Raw genomic sequence first — 16,018 nt, 5'->3', positions numbered from 1 at the left:
GGGGAGCTTTCCATGCCGGACCAACCGGGCGATCACGCCCAGCGGGCCAGCGATGCAGAGCGGCTGAGGGCGCTGGAACGACGGCTCGACGATCTGGGCCGCGATCAGCGGCCGCAGACCCCCGGCGCGGACAAGTTCTATCAGGCCAACCAGGCGTGGCGCATGGTGGTGGAACTGGTCGCGGGGCTCGCCATCGGCTTCGGAGTCGGTTACGGGCTGGACCGGCTGTTCGGCACCACGCCGATCATGCTGGTCATCTTCATCTTCCTCGGCTTCGCGGCGGGGGTAAAGACGATGCTGCGGACCGCAGCCGAGATGGGGCATGCGCCCCCGGCCGGGACCGCGAGGGACAGCATGCCGGACGACGATCCGGACGACGACGAGAGGGACTGAGCGTGGCCACACAAGCGCATGGCGAAGAGACGGGCGGTCTGGTCTTTCATCCGATGGACCAGTTCATCGTGAAGCCGCTGTTCGGCGACGGACCGATCCACTGGTACACGCCGACCAACGTGACGCTGTGGCTGATGCTGGCAGTGCTGGTGATCTGGCTGCTGTTCGTGGCTGGCACCTCGGGCCGGGCGCTGATCCCGACCCGCATCCAGTCGATGGCCGAGCTGACCTACGGCATGGTCCACAAGATGGTCGAGGACGTGACCGGCAAGGACGGGCTGAAATATTTCCCGTATGTCTTCACGCTGTTCTGCTTCATCCTGTTCGCCAACCTGCTGGGGCTGCTGCCCAAGTCGTTTTCGACCACCTCGCACATCGCTGTGACCGCGGTGCTGGCGCTGGCGGTGTTCCTGGGCGTCACCATTCTGGGCTTCATAAAGAACGGCGCCCATTTCCTGGAACTGTTCTGGGTCAAGTCGGCGCCGCTGGCGCTGCGCCCGGTGCTGGCGATCATCGAACTGATCTCGTATTTCGTCCGGCCCGTCAGCCATTCGATCCGACTGGCCGGCAACGTCATGGCCGGACACGCGGTGATCAAGGTCTTTGCCGCCTTCGCCGCCATCGCCGCCATCGCACCGATCTCGATCCTCGCCATCGTTGGGATGTACGGGCTCGAGGTGCTGGTCGCCGTGATCCAGGCATATGTCTTCACCATCCTGACCTGCGTGTACCTCAAGGACGCGCTGCACCCGGCGCACTAAGCCGCCGGCAGGACACCCTTTCCAACTTTTCCAAAGCCTCAAGGAGCATCACCATGGAAAACGTCGCGACCTACGCCGAACTGGGCAAATACCTCGGCGCCGGCCTGGCCTGCATCGGCATGGCGGGCGCCGCGATGGGCGTGGGCAACGTGGCCGGCAACTATCTGTCGGGCGCCCTGCGCAACCCGTCGGCTGCCGCCTCGCAGACCGCCACGCTGTTCATCGGCATGGCCTTCGCCGAAGCGCTGGGCATCTTCTCGTTCCTGGTCGCCCTGCTGCTGCTGTTCGCAGCCTGATCCCCAGACGACGACTCCTTGCTTTTGGGTGGGGGCCTCGGCCCTCGCCCGATTGCCAAACGTTCGGCCAGGGATAGGACATGTTCAGCCTTTTGCAGCAGACCGCCCCAGCCGCGGTCGAAACGACCACCACGACGATCACCGTGCCGATCACGAACGCGCCCGCCGCGGCAGCGCCGGCCGTGACCGTCACGCCCGCAGCGCCGGTTGCGGCGACGCCCGCGCCGGCCACGGTGACCGTGACTCCGGCCCCGGCGGCCGCCACGACCCCGGTCGTGACGGATGCGACCCCGGTCGCCCCCGTTCCCGCCGCGACGGCCCCGGCACCTGCCGCGGCTGAATCGCCGGCGGCGCAGACCCATGCCACCGATTCCATCATCGTGCCGAACGCGACGGGCGCCGATCACGCGCCGGTCGTCGCCGAAACCGGCGCCGGCCACGCCCCGGTCGCCCCGGCCGAGGTGGTGACCACCGCCGATGGCCACGCCGCCGTGGTGACCCATGCCGTTCCCGGCACCGACGCCGCCCATGCGGTCGGCGCCGGCGGGCACGAGGCTGCCGCCTCGGCCGGGATGCCGCAGCTGGACTTCGCGACCTTCGGCAATCAGATCTTCTGGCTGCTGGTCGCGCTGGCGCTGATCTACCTGATCCTGTCGCGCGTCGCGATCCCGCGTCTCGGCCGCATCCTGGGCGACCGCCAGGGGCTGATGACCGCCGATCTGGCCGCCGCCGAAGACTTCAAGCGCAAGGCCCGCGACGCCGAGGCCGCCTATGACAAGGCGCTGGCCGATGCCCGCGCCGAGGCCGGCAAGATCGTCGCCGCCAACAAGGCCGAGATCGACGCCGAGCTGAAGGCCGCGATCGCCAAGGCCGACGCCGAGATCGCCGCCCGCGCCTCGGAATCCGAACGCCGCATCGGCGAAATCCGCCAGTCCGCCGCCTCGGCCGCGCTGAGCGTCGCCCGCGAGGTCACGGCCGAGCTGGTCCGCGCCTTCGGCGCCAGCGCCGACCCGGCCACGGTCGACGCCGCCGTCGACGCGCGCATGAAGGGAGCCGTGCAATGATCGCCCGCCTGACCGCTGCCCGCCTGACTGCTGCCCGCCTGACCGCCGCGGCCGCCGCCGCGCTTGTGGCGAGCCCCGCCCTGGCCGCGACCGGCCCGTTCTTCTCGCTGCGCAACACGGACTTCATCGTCCTGCTCGCCTTCCTCGTCTTCGTCGGCATCCTGCTGTATTTCCGCGTCCCCGCGGCGATCGCCAAGCTGCTGGACAAGCGCGCCGAGAGCATCAAGTCCGACATCGCCGAGGCCCGCCGCCTGCGCGACGAGGCGCAGGAAATCTATGCCAGTTACGAACGCCGGCAGCGCGAAGTGAAGGGCCAGGCCGACGCCATCGTCGCCAATGCCCGCCGCGAGGCGCTGGCCCAGGCGGAAAAGGCCAAGCTCGACCTGCAGGCCTCGATCGAGCGCCGGCTGGCCGCCGCGCAGGACCAGATCGCCTCGGCCGAAAGGGACGCGGTCCGCGCCGTGCGCGACCAGGCCGTGCAGGTGGCGGTCGCCGCCGCCTCGGACGTGCTGGGCCGGCAGATGGGCGCCAGCGACCGCAGCGCCGGCATCGACCGCGCCATCGACGACGTGGCCCGGCATCTCAACTGACAACAAGAACGACGGACAGTGAAAAACCCCCGGTGGCGACACCGGGGGTTTTGCTGTCTGCGGGGTGGCCGATCAGTTCGGGCGGATGACGATCTCGACCCGGCGGTTCTGGGCGCGCCCGGCCTCGGTGTCGTTCGACGCGATGGGCTGCGAGGCGCCCATGCCGACCGCCGCGATGCGGTTGCCCGACACGCCGCCGGCGGTCAGGATCCCGGCCACGGCGCGGGCGCGGCGCTCCGACAGGCCGACGTTGTAGGCCGCCGCGCCGGTCGAGTCGGTGTGGCCGACGATCTGCACCGTCGAGTTCGGATATTGCTGCAGGTTGCGGGCCAGCGCGTACAGGTCGCTCTGCGCCGGGCCGGACACCGCGGCGCTGTCAAAGCCGAACAGCACGCCCTCGGGCAGGGTCACGTTCACCGTCTGCCCGGTATTGACGACGCGGACGCCCGGGGTGGTCATCTGCGCCTGCAGCGCGCGGGCCTGCGCGTCCAGCGCCGAGCCGACCAGCCCGCCCGCCGCGCCGCCGACGATGGCGCCCTTGATCGCGTCCCGGCCGCGGCCGCGGCTGTCATCGTCGCGCGTCGCGCCGGCGATGGCGCCGATCGCCGCGCCTGCGATCACGCCCTGCTGGGCGCGGTTCATCTGGACGGGCTGGCCATACTGGTCGGTGCAGGCCCCCAGCGCGGTCAGGGCCGCCGTGGCGGCGATCAGGGAAATCCGGTGCTTCATGGTCTGTCCTTTCGGGGTCAATCCGGCGCGTGCCCTTCCCCGGGGGCCGGGTCGGGCGCGCGTCGCTCGGGTGGAAAAATGCCACAGACCGCACCGCGCCGCAAACGCCTGCGCACCGAAGTGACTGACATTCCTTCACATCTCAAGGATCGGCCCGAGAGCCTTGCGCCCCGGCGGCCGCTTCGGCATCACCGTGGGCATGGTCCGCACACCCGCCCCCAGCACCGCAACCGCGAAGCCCGCGCCCCGCGCGCGCGGCGCCCGGCTGCCCGCGCCGCTGTCCTTCGCCGAGCAGCAGGCGGTGTTCTCCCGCCTGCGCGCCGCCAACCCGCACCCGGTGACCGAGCTGGAATACCGCGACGCCTTCACCCTTCTGGTGGCGGTGGCGCTGTCGGCGCAGGCGACGGATGCGGGGGTGAACAAGGCGACGCGCGGGCTGTTCGAGGCCGCCCCCACCCCGCAGGCGATGGTGGCGCTGGGGGTCGAGGGCGTCGCCGCCCATATCCGCACCATCGGCCTGTATCGCCAGAAGGCGCGCAATGCCGTCGCCCTGTCGCAGCGGCTGATAGATGCTTTCGGCGGGCAGGTGCCCTCATCGCGCGCGGCGCTGATGAGCCTGCCAGGCGTCGGCCGCAAGACCGCGAACGTGGTGCTGAACTGCATCTGGGGCCTGCCGGCGCAGGCGGTGGACACCCACATCTTCCGGGTCGGCAACCGCACCCGCATCGCGCCGGGCCGCGACGAGGCCGAGGTCGAGCGCGCCATCGAGGACAACGTCCCGGCCGAGTTCCAGGCCAACGCCCATCACTGGCTGATCCTGCACGGCCGCTATGTCTGCCTGGCGCGCCGGCCGCGTTGCGCGGTGTGCCCGATCGCGGATCTATGCCCCTACGAGCCCAAGACCACCGACCCCGCCTGATGCCCCCCCAGCGCGCAGCGCCGGATGCGCCCTTGCCGCGCCGCGCCGGATGCGCCCTTGCCGCGCGCCGCCGAACCCGGTTTAAGCGCCGCACGCAGCAGGAAGGAACAGGGAATGGCGTATCAGGTCATCGGCATTGGCAACGCGATCATGGACGTGATCGCCCCCACCACGGATGCCGAGCTGGACCGCTTGGGCATCCACAAGGGCATCATGCAGCTGATCGACCGCGAGCGGTCGGAGTTCCTGATGGCGGCGCGGGAAACCTCGGACCAGCGCTCGCGCCTGATCCCGGGCGGGTCGGTGGCCAACACCCTGGCCGGGATCGGCCGGCTGGGGCTGAGGACGGCCTTCATCGGCCGCGTGGCCGAGGACGACCTGGGCCGGGCCTATGCCCGCGACATGGCCTCGGACGGGACCGATTTCGTGAATCCGCCGGTGGCGGGGGCGGCGCTGCCGACCTCGCGGTCGATCATCTACGTCACGCCGGATGGCGAGCGGTCGATGAACACCTATCTGGGCGTGTCGGGCGACCTGGACCGCTCGGATGTCGATCCGACGCTGTTTTCCGACGGCACCTGGCTGTTCCTGGAGGGCTATCTGTTCGACAAGGACGAGGGGAAGGCCGCCTTCCTCAAGGCCGCCGAGGCGTGCCACGCCGCCGGCGGCAAGGCCGGCATCGCGCTGAGCGATCCGTTCTGCGTCGACCGCCACCGCGACGACTTCCGCCGCCTGGTGGCGGGGCCGATGGACTACGTCATCGGCAATGTCCACGAATGGCAGTCGCTGTACCAGGTCGACGACCTGGACGAGGCGCTGAACCAGGCCGCGGCGGTGTGCGAGACGGTGGTCTGCACGCGCTCGGGCCAGGACGCGATCCTGATTCGCGGGGCAGAGCGGGTGACCGCGCCGGTCCACCGCATGACCCCGGTCGATGCGACGGGGGCAGGGGACCAGTTCGCGGCGGGGCTGATCTATGGGCTGGCCACCGGCAAGCCGCTGGCCGTCGCCGGGCGCATGGGCTGCATCGCTGCGGCCGAGGTGATCGGCCATGTCGGTGCCCGCCCCGAGGCCGACGTGACGGCGCTGTTCAGGGCCGAAGGTCTGGTCTGAGCGATCAGCCGTCCAGTCGCGGGTGATCGCTGGCGAGCCACGCCCCCAGTGCCCGTTCGATGTTCCGGCGGTTTCGCGGGGTCCGCGAGCCGCGGGTGAGGTACATCTGGGTCAGCGAGACTCCGATCCGGAAGTGCAGCGCCCTGCGGTCGCTGTCGGGCAGGACGCCCATCGCGGCCAGCATCGGCCAGCGATAGCAGCCGCTGATCCCGCCCTCGTCGCTGGTGCCGTGGTCGTCGTCGACTTCCAGCCAGGTCAGCATCTTGGCGATGTCGCCGACGACGGGGATCGTCTCGGGGGTTTCGAGGTCGATCGCCGTCACCACCAGCCCTGCCGGACCGCGGTCGACGAACAGGTTCTCGGGGTGGAAATCGCCGTGCGAGAACGATCCCTCGACCGTGCTTCCGTGCAGTGCGCGGGCCAGCGTGACGACCTGGTCCATCGCGCGGCGCAACAGCCCGCGTTCGACCTGCCGGTGGTATTCCGGCATCGCGGCCAGGTCGTCCAGCCAGGCGCACAGCTTCCAGGCTTGCAGGGGTATCGGTTCGCGGTTGCGGGTCAGCGCCTGCAACCACTCACCGGATCGGTGCACCAGACGAGCCCGTTCGGGCCGTGAGCTTGCGAGAAGGAACTGCCGCATCGGGGTCCCCGAGGCCGCAGCCGAGACGAAGGCATAATGGGCGGGGAAGACGGAGAGCAACTCGACGCTGCGATTTCGGCCGGCGCCCAGCAGGTCGGCGGCGATCCTGTGGCTGTCGACTGACGAGGAGAACCGTCCGGCCGCCTCGCGGCCCGCGAAGATCTTCAGAAAGCCCGGCTGGCCCCGATAGACGACCTCGACGACCTTCTGGCGGCGACCGCCGCGCAGGACAGTGCCGATGGCAAGGTCCGGGATGCGGGCATCCCGGATTGCAGAGAAGGTGTTGGCCATGTCGACACGTCGTCCAAGCGTCTTAAATTTGTCATCATCATGGCATGAACGTCCGCTCGGTCAAATTGTGCTTTCGGCCATGTTTGGGCTGGCAAGGCCGTTGGGGCGGCCTTGCCAGCATCTGTCAGGCAGCCCGCTTCCGGTCCGCTCCGAATCGCCCATAGAAGCTTTCGCCCTTCTGCGCCATTTCGCGCAGCAGCGCGGGGGCGGCGAAGCGTTCGCCGTGGGTTTCGGCCAGCGCGTCCGCGACCTGGACCGCCCGTTCGGCGCCCAGCATGTCCAGCCAGCCGAACGGGCCGCCCGACCAGGGAGCAAAGCCCCAGCCGAGGATCGCGCCGACGTCGCCCTCGCGGATGTCTTCCAGCACGCCCGCTTCCAGCGCGCGAACGGCTTCCAGCGCCTGCGCCATCATCAGCCGGTGCTGCACCTCGGTCAGTTCGGGCTGGTCGTCGGACTGGGGCCAGTTGGCGCCCAGCTCGTCCCACAGCCCCAGCCGCTTGCCGGCCTCGTCATAGGCGTAGAAGCCGGCATTGGCCTTCTTGCCCATGCGGCCCTTGTCGGCCATCGCGAAGATCACCTCGTCCACCGCTCCGTCGGGATAGGCGTCGCCCATCGCCGCGCGGGTCGCCTTGGCGATCTTGACGCCGAGGTCGATCGAGGTCTCGTCGACCAGCTGCAGCGGGCCGAGCGGCATCCCCATCATCTTGGCGGCATTCTCGATCAGCGTCGGGTTCACCCCCTCGCCGACCATGCGGATGCCCTCGTTGATATAGGGGATGATGCAGCGGTTGGCGTAAAAGAACCGCGCGTCGTTGACCACGATCGGGGTCTTGCGGATCTGGCGCACGAAATCGAGCGCCTTGGCGACCGCCCGCGGCCCGGTCTGGGCGCCCTTGATGATCTCGACCAGCATCATCTTGTCCACTGGCGAGAAGAAGTGGATGCCGATGAACTGCTCGGGGCGGGTGCTGGCCTTGGCCAGCTCGCCAATCGGCAGGGTCGAGGTGTTGGTGGCGAAGATCGCCGTCTGCGGGATCACCGCCTCGGCCTTCTTCGTGACGTCAGCCTTGACGCCCACGTCCTCGAACACCGCCTCCACGATCAGGTCGCAGCCCTCGAGCGCGGCATAGTCGGTCGTCGCGGTGATCCGGCCCAGAACCTCGGCCTTCTTCTCCTCGGTCGATTTCTTGCGGCTGATCGCCTTGTCGAGCAGGCCGGTCGAGTAGGCCTTGCCCTTGTCGGCGGCCTCCTGCTTGGCGTCGATCAGGACGACCTCGATCCCGGCCATGGCCGAGACATAGGCGATGCCCGCGCCCATCATGCCGGCGCCAAGGATGCCGACCTTGCGCACCTTCTCGTCTGGCACGTCAGGACGGTTGGCGCCCTTTTCGAGCGCTTCCTTGTTGATGAAGAGCGAGCGGATCATGTTCCCCGAAGACGGGTTCATCAGCACGTTGGTGAACCACCGCGCCTCGATCCTCAGCGCGGTGTCAAAGGGCACCTGCGCGCCCTCGTAGACCGCCGACAGCAGCGCGCGGGCGGCGGGATAGACGCCCATCGTCTTGCCCATGACCATCGCGTTGGCACCGAGGAAGGTCATGAAGCCCGCCGGGTGATAGGGCGCGCCGCCGGGCATCTTGTAGCCCTTGGCGTCCCAGGGCTTGACGATGTCCGCGTCGGTGGCCTTCAGCACCCACTCATGCGCGGCGGCGACCGGGTCGGCCACCACCTCGTCGATGATGCCGGCGGATTTCGCGCCCTTGGGGTCGCTCAGCTTGCCTTCCAGCAGCAGCGGCGCCGCCTGCATGGCGCCGAGCTTGCGCACGAGGCGCGTGGTGCCGCCGGCGCCGGGGAAGATGCCGACCATGATCTCGGGCAGGCCGATCTTGGCCTTGGGGTTGTCGGCCGCGAAGACGCGATGGGTGGCCAGCGGCAGTTCCAGCCCGATCCCCAGCGCGGTGCCGGGCAGGGCGGCGGCGATCGGCTTGCCGCCCTTGAGCGTCTTGGGGTCCATCCCCGCCCGCTCGATCTTGCGCAGCACCGCGTGCAGCTGGCTGACGAGGCCGAAGATCGCCTCGGCCCCGCCCTTTTCCTTGAGCGCGCCGATGACGTTCAGGTCCATCCCGGCGGCGAAATCGGGCTTGCCCGAGGTGATGACGATGCCCTTGACGGCCGGATCGGCGAGCGCCTGGTCGATCAGCCCGTCGAGCGTGCGGATGCCCTCTTCGGACAGCACGTTCATGGATTTGCCGGGAACGTCCCAGGTGATGGTGGCGACGCCCTCGGCGTCGGTCTGCATGGTGAAATCGGTCATTGGGTCTCTCCCTTGGGCGCGAGGTCGCGGGGTCCGGTCCAGTCGCTGCCGTCGTGATGGGTAAAGCGGGCGCTGCCGCCCGCGAGATGAAGTTGCAGGTCGGTGTCGGCGTAGGTGACGACTTCGTCAGCCGCTTTGGCGCCCACGACCAGGAAGCGCGCCACATGCTCCGAGCGGTTGACGAAGCGGTGGCCATTGGCCAACCCCGCCTTCCAAGCGGCGCAATCGCCGGTGCGCATCACGGCCTCGGCGTCGTTCTCGACGAGGACCAGATCGCCCTCGAGCACGAGTGCGAACTCGTCCTCGCGCAGGTGCCAGTGGCGCAAGCTGGCGGCCGCGCCGGGTTCGAGCGTGACCATGTTCACGCCGAACTGCGTCAGGCCGGCCAGATCGCCCAGCCGCAGGCTCGAACGGCCCGCCATCTGCCCCGCGAAAGGTTCGGGATAGATCGAGCCGGTCTTGACCGGGGCCGCGGCGAGGTCGAGGCGTGGCATCACACCCGCTCGATGATCGTCGCCGCGCCCATACCCGACGCGATGCACAGCGTCGCGAGCCCGGTCGACAGGTCGCGGCGTTCCAGTTCATCCAGCAGCGTGCCGATGATGATCGCGCCGGTCGCGCCCAGCGGGTGGCCCATCGCCATTGCGCCGCCGTTCACGTTGACCTTGTCGGGCGACACCTGGAACGCCTGCATGAAGCGCAGGACGACCGAGGCGAAGGCCTCGTTGACTTCGAACAGGTCGATGTCGCCGATCGACATGCCGCTGTCCTTCAGGATCTTTTCGGTCACCGGCACCGGGCCGGTCAGCATGATCGTCGGATCGGTGCCGATCTTGGCGGTGGCGCGGATGCGGGCGCGGGGCTTCAGGCCCATCGCCTCGCCCCATTCCTTGGACCCGATCAGCACCGCCGCCGCGCCGTCCACGATCCCCGAGGAATTCCCGGCATGGTGGATGTGGTCGATATGGTCGAGATGCGGGTATTTCAGCATCGCCACCTTGTCGAAGCCCGGCATGACCTCGCCCATGTCCTTGAAGGCGGGCTTCAGCTTGGCGAGGTCCTCGACCGTGGTGCCGGGGCGCATGTGTTCGTCATGGTCGAGGATCAGGATGCCGTTCTGGTCCTTCACCGGGACGATGGACTTGGCGAAGCGGCGGTCCTGCCAGGCCTCGGCGGCGCGGCGCTGGGATTCCACCGCCAGCGCGTCAGCCTCGTCGCGGGTGAAGCCGTATTCGGTGGCGATGATGTCGGCCGAGATGCCCTGGGGGACGAAATAGGTCTTCATCGCCAGCGCCGGATCGACGGCGATGGCGGCGCCGTCCGCGCCCATCGCGACGCGGCTCATCATCTCGACCCCGCCGGCGATATAGGCCTGGCCGGCGCCGGCGCGGACCTGGTTGGCGGCGAGGTTCACCGCCTCCATCCCCGAGGCGCAGAAGCGGTTGATCGACAGGCCCGGGATCGACTGGTCGAGGTCCGACATCAGCACCGCCGAGCGGGCAAGGCAGCCGCCCTGTTCCATGACCTGGGTGACGTTGCCCCAGATCACGTCCTCGACCGCGTGACCTTCCAGCCCGTTGCGATCCTTGACGGCGTTCAGCAGCCCGGCCGACAGCGCCAGCGAGGTGACCTCGTGCAGCGACCCGTCCGGGCGGCCCTTGCCGCGCGGGGTGCGGGCGGCGTCGTAGATATAGGCGTCGGTCATGTGTCCTCCGGTCTCTGCGGCCGGCACCGGGGGCTTCGCGCCCCCGGACCCCCGCGGGATATTTGTTCAAAGAAGAATGGCGGGAATTAACGGTATCTCAACCCTGCTTTGCGAGCGTGACGCTGCGGTACAGGCTGGGAAGCCAATGACCGCCAAAGGAGAAAGCCCCGATCCCGCCACTGATGCCGCTGGCCGCGCGCGGATCGGGGCCGCTTTCTTCTTTGCCGAAATATCCCCGCCGGAGGCGTCGGAGCCGCGCCATTCCCGCGGCCCCTCGCCGCCTGTCAGAACTGGTCGGCCGCCAGCGCCATCACCGGATCGGCGCCCGACCGGATGCGGGCCAGGTGGGTGGCCGTCATCGGCAGCTGCCGCTTCATGTAATAGCGCCCGGTCGCCAGCTTGGTGTCGTGGAACCCGGCTTCGGCGGTGCCGGCGTCCAGCGCGGCCTGCGCGGCCACCGCCATGCGCGCCCACAGGTAGCCCAGTACCGTATGGCCGAACAGATGCATGAAGTCATAGGATCCGGCCAGCGCGTGGTTGGGGTTCTTCATCCCGTTTTCCATGAAGAACATCGCCGCCGCCTGCAGGTCCTTGGACGCGGCCTTCAGCGGCTCGAGGAAGTCGGCGGCCAGCGCCGCGTTCGCCTCGTTCGCCTTGATGAAGCCCTTGACCTCGTCGAAGAACGCCATGACGTGCTTGCCGCCGTCCTGGGCCAGCTTGCGGCCGACCAGGTCCAGCGCCTGCACGCCATTGGCGCCTTCGTAGATCATGGTGATGCGGGCGTCGCGGACGAACTGCGACATCCCGTGTTCCTCGATATAGCCGTGGCCGCCGAAGACCTGCTGGGCCAGCACCGCGGTTTCGAACCCCTTGTCGGTCAGGAAGCCCTTGATGACCGGGGTCAGCAGCGACACCAGCCCCTCGGCCGCGGCGTCGCCGTGATGGCCGCGGTCGATCAGGTGCGCGCCCCAGAAGGCCAGCGCGCGGGCGCCTTCCAGGAACGACTTCTGGTCCATCAGCGAGCGGCGGATATCGGGATGCACGATGAGCGGATCGGCCGGCCCCGAGGAGTTCTCGGCCCCGGTCACCGCGCGCCCCTGCAGCCGGTCCTTGGCGTAGGCGACGGCGTTCTGATAGGCCGCCTCGGCCACGGCATAGCCCTGCAGGCCGACCCCCAACCGGGCCTCGTTCATCATCGTGAACATGGCGCGCATGCCCTTGTGCAGTTCGCCCAGCAGCCAGCCGCGGGCGCCGTCGAAGTTCATCACCGCCGTGGCGTTGCCGTGGATGCCCATCTTGTGCTCCAGCGCGCCGACCGACACGCCGTTGCGTTCACCCAGGCTGCCGTCGGCGTTGACCAGGAACTTGGGCACGATGAAGAGCGAGATCCCCTTCGTGCCCTCGCCGCCGCCCGGCGCCTTGGCCAGCACCAGGTGGATGACATTCTGGGCCAGGTCATGATCGCCGGCCGAGATGAAGATCTTCTGCCCGGTGATCAGGTAGCTGCCGTCGTCCTGCGGTTCCGCCTTGGTCCGCAGCATCCCCAGGTCGGTGCCGCAATGCGGTTCGGTCAGGTTCATGGTACCGGTCCAGTCGCAGCTGACCATCTTGGGCAGATAGGTCTGCTTCTGGTCGTCGGTGCCGTGGGCGTGGATCGCCGAATAGGCGCCGTGGGTCAGACCCTGATACATGTTGAAGGCCATGTTGGCCGACACGAATATCTCGCCGGTCGCCACGCCCATCACGTAGGGCATGCCCTGGCCGCCATATTTCGGGTCGCAGTCGAGCCCGGTCCAGCCGCCTTCCTTCATCGCCTCGAACGCGGCGCCGAAGCCCTCGGGCGTCCGCACCACGCCGTTTTCCAGAACGCAGCCCTGCTGGTCGCCGACCGCGTTCAGCGGCACCAGCATGTCCGAAGCGAGCTGGCCCGCCGCCTCGAGGATGGCTTCGGTGAATTCGCGGTCGAGATCGGCGTGGCCGGGCAGGTCGGCGGCGGAAACCTGCAGCACATCGTGCAGCAGGAACTGCATGTCGCGGGTCGGGGCTGTATAAATGGTCATGTGGCGTCCTTGGAGGATTGATCCTGGGCGGAAGGGTGCTTGCCGGGCAGCAGAGCGCGGGTCAGCGCGATCTGCGATTCGAGATCCTTGATCGCGTCCAGCAGGTCGGCGTGTTCGTTGCGCATCTCGGCCAGCCGTCCGCGGGCCAGGTCGAGCGCCGCGCGCAGCTGGTGGGCGTTGTCGGTGCCGGGCTGGTACAGGTCCAGCAGGCGACCAATCGCGTCCAGCGAAAAGCCGAAGCGCTTGCCGCGCAGGATCAGCTTGAGCCGGGCGCGGTCGCGCCGGTCATACAGCCGGTGCTGGCCGCGCCGGATCGGCGAGATCAACTCTCGCGCCTCGTAGAAGCGCAAGGTCCGCGGCGTCACGCCGAATGCTTCGCACATCTGGCTGATGGTCAGCAGTTTGTCGTCGGACATGCTGCTCCCTCCCCCCGATATGGTCCCAGCGATGCGTGCGGCCAACTATATGAGCAAGCTGCCGCGGACCAAGCCGGAACGCTGCGTCATCCGGTCGAAACGGACGAATGCGCAGCGTCACCGGTCATTCCGGAGCGTCGGGGGGCAGGCCCTCGATCAGCCGGACGGTTTCGTCACGAAGCGCGCGCAGGTCGGAGATCGAGGCGTCGATCTCGGCCCGCTGGGCGGCCAGCACCTCAAGCTGCCGGGTGGCGAACTCGACCCAGACGCCATACTGCGTGCGGGTGCCCTTCTGCTGATAGATCAGCAGCCACTGGCGGATTTCCTCGAGCGAGAAGCCGAAGCGACGGCCGCGCATGATCAGCTTCATGCGGGCGATCTCGCGCGGGCCGTACCAGCGCGCCCGGCCCTCGCGCCTGGGGCTGAGCAGCTCGATATATTCGTAATAGCGCAGGGTGCGCGGGGTCACGTCGAACTTGGCGCACATGTCCTTGAAGCTGATATGGCTTTCGTCCTGCATAGGCGCACCCCCCCGACCGATCCTGCCAGCCTAGCGCGGCTGCGGAACGACCTCAACTGCCGGGCGGGACGGCTTGCGGACCGGGACGCGAGGATGCACTGATCGGCGGGCGAGCAGGGAGACAGCTGCATGACCTTGGTGCCTGACGGGCTTCACGACGACCGCGCGATGATGGAACGCTTCCTCGGCCTGCTGCCACATGCCAAGGCGCTGGGCATGATGCTGGTCGATGCCGGGCCGGGGGTGGTCGAACTGGACATGGCGTGGCAGCCCCAGTTCGTCGGCGACCCGCGCACCAGCGTGCTGCATGGCGGCGTGGTCTCGGCGCTGATGGACACCTGCTGCGGGGCAGCGGTGCTGGTCCATCCCAGCCGCCCGGCGACGACGGCGACGATCGACCTGCGCATCGACTATCTGCGCTCGGCCACGCCGGGGCAGAGGGTGCGGGCGCGGGCGGAATGTTTCCACGTCACCCGCTCGGTCGCCTTCGTGCGGGCCGTGGCGCGCGACGAGGACGATGATCGGCCGGTCGCCACCGCCACCGGCAGCTTCACGGTCGAGGGCCACAGATGAACGACCGCAACGAGCCGCTGGAAAAGGTCAAGGCCCGCCGCGACAGGGCGCTGGGGGCGCTGGTCGACAGCATGCCCTATGCGCGCTGGCTGGGCATCCGCTTTGACCGGCGCGGCGACGAGCTGACCGCGACGCTGGGGTTTTCCGACCGGCTGATCGGCAACCCGGTGCTGCCGGCGCTGCATGGCGGGGCCACCGCCGCCTTCCTGGAAACCGCGGCCATCGTCGAACTGACTTGGGCCGCGATGTGGGACGATCTCGAGGCCGGGCGGATCATGCCCGACCCGGACCGCCCCGAGAGCCTGCCGAAGCTGCCCAAGACCATCGACTTCACGGTGGACTACCTGCGCTCGGGGCTGGCGCGCGACGCCTATGCCCGGGCCCGGGTGGTACGGCAGGGGCGGCGCTATGCCAGCGTCCATGTCGAGGCGTGGCAGGACAACCGCGCCCGGCTGCTGGCGCAGGCGACCGGGCATTTCCTGATCCCGCGGGACTGAGGGGGTGAGCGCGCCCCCGGCCGATCCCGGTGCCGCGCTTAGCCACCGGCGGGTGCTGGCGATCGCGCTGCCGATCGTGCTGTCGAACGCCACCATCCCGCTGCTGGGCGCGGTCGATACCGGAGTCGTCGGGCAGATGGGCGAGGCGGCGCCGATCGGGGCGGTCGGGGTGGGCGCGATCATCCTTGCCACCATCTACTGGGTCTTCGGGTTCCTGCGGATGGGCACCTCGGGGCTGGTCGCGCAAAGCCGCGGCGCCGGCGATGCTGTCGAAAGCGGGGCGCATCTGCTGCGCGCGCTGGGGATCGGGCTGGCCGCCGGGGCGGCGCTGATCCTGTTGCAGGTGCCGCTGACCGCGGCCGCGTTCCGGCTGGCCCCGGCCTCGGCCGAGGTCGAGGCGCTGGCCCGGCAATATCTCGCGATCCGCATCTGGGGCGCGCCCTTCACCATCGGGATGTATGCGCTGACCGGCTGGATGATCGCGGTCGAGCGCACCCGCGCCATCCTGTTCGTGCAGATGGTCATCAACCTCATCAACATCGGCCTCGACCTTCTGTTCGTGCTGGAACTGGGCTGGGGCGTGCAGGGGGTCGCGGCCGCCACCCTGATCGCCGAAACCTGCGGCTTTGCGCTGGCGCTGTGGTTCGCCCGCGACGCGCTGCGGGCCGGGCTGTCGCGGGGCGGGCTGTGGGCCGCGGACGTGGTGCGGCGGCTGGTGCACGTCAACGGCGACATCATGATCCGGTCGGTGCTGCTGCAGGCGAGCTTTACCACCTTTATCTTCCTGGGCGCCGGGCAGGGCGACGTGACGCTGGCCGCCAACCAGGTGCTGATGCAGTTCCTGGAAATCACCGCCTATGGGCTGGACGGCTTTGCCTTTGCCGCCGAGGCGCTGGTCGGGCAGGCGGTCGGCGCGCGGCGGCCGGGCCGGCCAGGTCGCCGGGGTCCGCCCCGGCGCCGACGACTCTGCGGTCACGCCGTTCCGCCTGGACGAAGGGGTGCTGCGTGCCCAGACCCGGGTGCGCCGCGCCGCCGGTCACGCTCGCGCGGTCCTGACCGCCGGTCCGCTAAGCTATGACACGCAGCTGGGCGTCATCACCCGCGACGGCGTGCCGGCGAAGCTTACCGCCTTCGAGA

General features: G+C 69.1%; 17 protein-coding genes and 1 pseudogene. 10 read left to right on the top strand and 8 right to left on the bottom strand.

Translation table 11 applies throughout. The features are described from left to right. Positions 1-12: 12 nt before the first annotated feature. From IC63_RS11350 to IC63_RS11330, 5 genes are all read left to right on the top strand, one after another. Entirely contained in the window at positions 13-393 is a 381-nt protein-coding gene (locus IC63_RS11350; RefSeq protein WP_052042149.1) for an AtpZ/AtpI family protein, read from the top strand. Between the two features lie 53 nt (positions 394-446). After that, complete coding sequence (locus tag IC63_RS11345) at positions 447-1,154, top strand: F0F1 ATP synthase subunit A (protein ID WP_052042147.1); 708 nt, start codon at positions 447-449, stop codon at positions 1,152-1,154. A 53-nt stretch (positions 1,155-1,207) separates the two neighbouring features. Next, on the top strand, positions 1,208-1,450 hold the full coding sequence (locus IC63_RS11340; protein ID WP_036702121.1) for a F0F1 ATP synthase subunit C: 243 nt from the start codon (positions 1,208-1,210) through the stop codon (positions 1,448-1,450). Between the two features lie 80 nt (positions 1,451-1,530). Beyond that, positions 1,531-2,514: a F0F1 ATP synthase subunit B' gene (locus IC63_RS19250; RefSeq protein ID WP_198026306.1), complete on the top strand. Its 984-nt coding sequence runs from the start codon at positions 1,531-1,533 to the stop codon at positions 2,512-2,514. Further along, entirely contained in the window at positions 2,511-3,104 is a 594-nt protein-coding gene (locus tag IC63_RS11330; RefSeq protein ID WP_052042145.1) for a F0F1 ATP synthase subunit B, read from the top strand. Before IC63_RS19250 ends, IC63_RS11330 begins: the two co-directional genes overlap by 4 nt. Positions 3,105-3,176: 72 nt before the next feature. On the opposite strand, the gene IC63_RS11325 is transcribed toward IC63_RS11330, so the two are convergent. After that, the gene (locus IC63_RS11325) at positions 3,177-3,833 is read right to left on the bottom strand and encodes an OmpA family protein (protein ID WP_036720415.1); all 657 of its coding nucleotides are present in this window, start codon (positions 3,831-3,833) and stop codon (positions 3,177-3,179) included. A 199-nt stretch (positions 3,834-4,032) separates the two neighbouring features. Here IC63_RS11325 and nth point away from each other — a divergent pair, with 199 nt between their 5' ends. Further along, positions 4,033-4,752, top strand: a complete 720-nt coding sequence (gene nth / locus IC63_RS11320) for an endonuclease III (RefSeq protein ID WP_084115786.1) — start codon at positions 4,033-4,035, stop codon at positions 4,750-4,752. Between the two features lie 114 nt (positions 4,753-4,866). Next, positions 4,867-5,865: an adenosine kinase gene (locus tag IC63_RS11315; protein WP_036720414.1), complete on the top strand. Its 999-nt coding sequence runs from the start codon at positions 4,867-4,869 to the stop codon at positions 5,863-5,865. A gap of 4 nt (positions 5,866-5,869) precedes the next feature. On the opposite strand, the gene IC63_RS11310 is transcribed toward IC63_RS11315, so the two are convergent. The 7 genes from IC63_RS11310 to IC63_RS11280 all read right to left on the bottom strand — a co-directional run bounded on the left by IC63_RS11310 (position 5,870) and on the right by IC63_RS11280 (position 13,811). Beyond that, complete coding sequence (locus IC63_RS11310) at positions 5,870-6,796, bottom strand: phosphotransferase (RefSeq protein WP_036720413.1); 927 nt, start codon at positions 6,794-6,796, stop codon at positions 5,870-5,872. 124 nt (positions 6,797-6,920) lie between these two features. Continuing rightward, positions 6,921-9,110, bottom strand: a complete 2,190-nt coding sequence (locus tag IC63_RS11305; RefSeq protein WP_036720412.1) for a 3-hydroxyacyl-CoA dehydrogenase NAD-binding domain-containing protein — start codon at positions 9,108-9,110, stop codon at positions 6,921-6,923. Then, on the bottom strand, positions 9,107-9,604 hold the full coding sequence (locus tag IC63_RS11300) for a cupin domain-containing protein (protein ID WP_036720411.1): 498 nt from the start codon (positions 9,602-9,604) through the stop codon (positions 9,107-9,109). Before IC63_RS11300 ends, IC63_RS11305 begins: the two co-directional genes overlap by 4 nt. Then, on the bottom strand, positions 9,604-10,815 hold the full coding sequence (locus IC63_RS11295) for an acetyl-CoA C-acetyltransferase (RefSeq protein ID WP_036720409.1): 1,212 nt from the start codon (positions 10,813-10,815) through the stop codon (positions 9,604-9,606). Before IC63_RS11295 ends, IC63_RS11300 begins: the two co-directional genes overlap by 1 nt. 284 nt (positions 10,816-11,099) lie before the next feature. Further along, positions 11,100-12,875, bottom strand: coding sequence for an acyl-CoA dehydrogenase C-terminal domain-containing protein (locus tag IC63_RS11290; protein WP_036720407.1), 1,776 nt, complete (start codon positions 12,873-12,875; stop codon positions 11,100-11,102). Then, positions 12,872-13,291 carry a MerR family transcriptional regulator gene (locus tag IC63_RS11285; RefSeq protein ID WP_036720406.1) on the bottom strand — a complete coding sequence of 140 codons (420 nt, stop codon included), beginning with the start codon at positions 13,289-13,291 and terminating at the stop codon, positions 12,872-12,874. Before IC63_RS11285 ends, IC63_RS11290 begins: the two co-directional genes overlap by 4 nt. 124 nt (positions 13,292-13,415) lie before the next feature. Then, positions 13,416-13,811 (bottom strand): MerR family transcriptional regulator, encoded by a 396-nt coding sequence (locus IC63_RS11280; RefSeq protein WP_036720404.1) that lies wholly within the window; start codon positions 13,809-13,811, stop codon positions 13,416-13,418. Between the two features lie 129 nt (positions 13,812-13,940). Between IC63_RS11280 and IC63_RS11275 the strand changes: the two genes are divergently transcribed. The 3 genes and pseudogenes from IC63_RS11275 to IC63_RS11265 all read left to right on the top strand — a co-directional run. Then, entirely contained in the window at positions 13,941-14,384 is a 444-nt protein-coding gene (locus tag IC63_RS11275) for a PaaI family thioesterase (RefSeq protein ID WP_052042143.1), read from the top strand. Then, positions 14,381-14,881, top strand: a complete 501-nt coding sequence (locus tag IC63_RS11270; RefSeq protein WP_036720402.1) for a PaaI family thioesterase — start codon at positions 14,381-14,383, stop codon at positions 14,879-14,881. Before IC63_RS11275 ends, IC63_RS11270 begins: the two co-directional genes overlap by 4 nt. A 4-nt stretch (positions 14,882-14,885) precedes the next feature. After that, positions 14,886-15,821 (top strand): annotated as a pseudogene (locus IC63_RS11265) (MATE family efflux transporter); the annotation flags it as partial. Positions 15,822-16,018 lie beyond the last annotated feature (197 nt).

This window comes from Paracoccus sphaerophysae, from assembly GCF_000763805.1.
GTDB lineage: Bacteria > Pseudomonadota > Alphaproteobacteria > Rhodobacterales > Rhodobacteraceae > Paracoccus > Paracoccus sphaerophysae.
This window is presented reverse-complemented; position numbering and strand designations above follow the sequence as displayed.

Excerpts from the sequence above, each read along its gene's own strand:
- IC63_RS11330 (WP_052042145.1), top strand. The coding sequence starts at position 2,511 with ATGATCGCCCGCCTGACCGCTGCCCGCCTGACTGCTGCCCGCCTGACC.
- IC63_RS11275 (WP_052042143.1), top strand. The coding sequence starts at position 13,941 with ATGACCTTGGTGCCTGACGGGCTTCACGACGACCGCGCGATGATGGAA.
- IC63_RS11285 (WP_036720406.1), bottom strand. The coding sequence starts at position 13,291 with ATGTCCGACGACAAACTGCTGACCATCAGCCAGATGTGCGAAGCATTC.
- IC63_RS11300 (WP_036720411.1), bottom strand. The coding sequence starts at position 9,604 with ATGCCACGCCTCGACCTCGCCGCGGCCCCGGTCAAGACCGGCTCGATC.
- IC63_RS11290 (WP_036720407.1), bottom strand. The coding sequence starts at position 12,875 with ATGACCATTTATACAGCCCCGACCCGCGACATGCAGTTCCTGCTGCAC.
- IC63_RS11345 (WP_052042147.1), top strand. The coding sequence starts at position 447 with ATGGACCAGTTCATCGTGAAGCCGCTGTTCGGCGACGGACCGATCCAC.
- IC63_RS11295 (WP_036720409.1), bottom strand. The coding sequence starts at position 10,815 with ATGACCGACGCCTATATCTACGACGCCGCCCGCACCCCGCGCGGCAAG.
- IC63_RS11270 (WP_036720402.1), top strand. The coding sequence starts at position 14,381 with ATGAACGACCGCAACGAGCCGCTGGAAAAGGTCAAGGCCCGCCGCGAC.
- IC63_RS11310 (WP_036720413.1), bottom strand. The coding sequence starts at position 6,796 with ATGGCCAACACCTTCTCTGCAATCCGGGATGCCCGCATCCCGGACCTT.
- IC63_RS11280 (WP_036720404.1), bottom strand. The coding sequence starts at position 13,811 with ATGCAGGACGAAAGCCATATCAGCTTCAAGGACATGTGCGCCAAGTTC.
- IC63_RS11325 (WP_036720415.1), bottom strand. The coding sequence starts at position 3,833 with ATGAAGCACCGGATTTCCCTGATCGCCGCCACGGCGGCCCTGACCGCG.
- IC63_RS11350 (WP_052042149.1), top strand. The coding sequence starts at position 13 with ATGCCGGACCAACCGGGCGATCACGCCCAGCGGGCCAGCGATGCAGAG.
- IC63_RS11340 (WP_036702121.1), top strand. The coding sequence starts at position 1,208 with ATGGAAAACGTCGCGACCTACGCCGAACTGGGCAAATACCTCGGCGCC.
- IC63_RS19250 (WP_198026306.1), top strand. The coding sequence starts at position 1,531 with ATGTTCAGCCTTTTGCAGCAGACCGCCCCAGCCGCGGTCGAAACGACC.
- nth (WP_084115786.1), top strand. The coding sequence starts at position 4,033 with ATGGTCCGCACACCCGCCCCCAGCACCGCAACCGCGAAGCCCGCGCCC.
- IC63_RS11315 (WP_036720414.1), top strand. The coding sequence starts at position 4,867 with ATGGCGTATCAGGTCATCGGCATTGGCAACGCGATCATGGACGTGATC.
- IC63_RS11305 (WP_036720412.1), bottom strand. The coding sequence starts at position 9,110 with ATGACCGATTTCACCATGCAGACCGACGCCGAGGGCGTCGCCACCATC.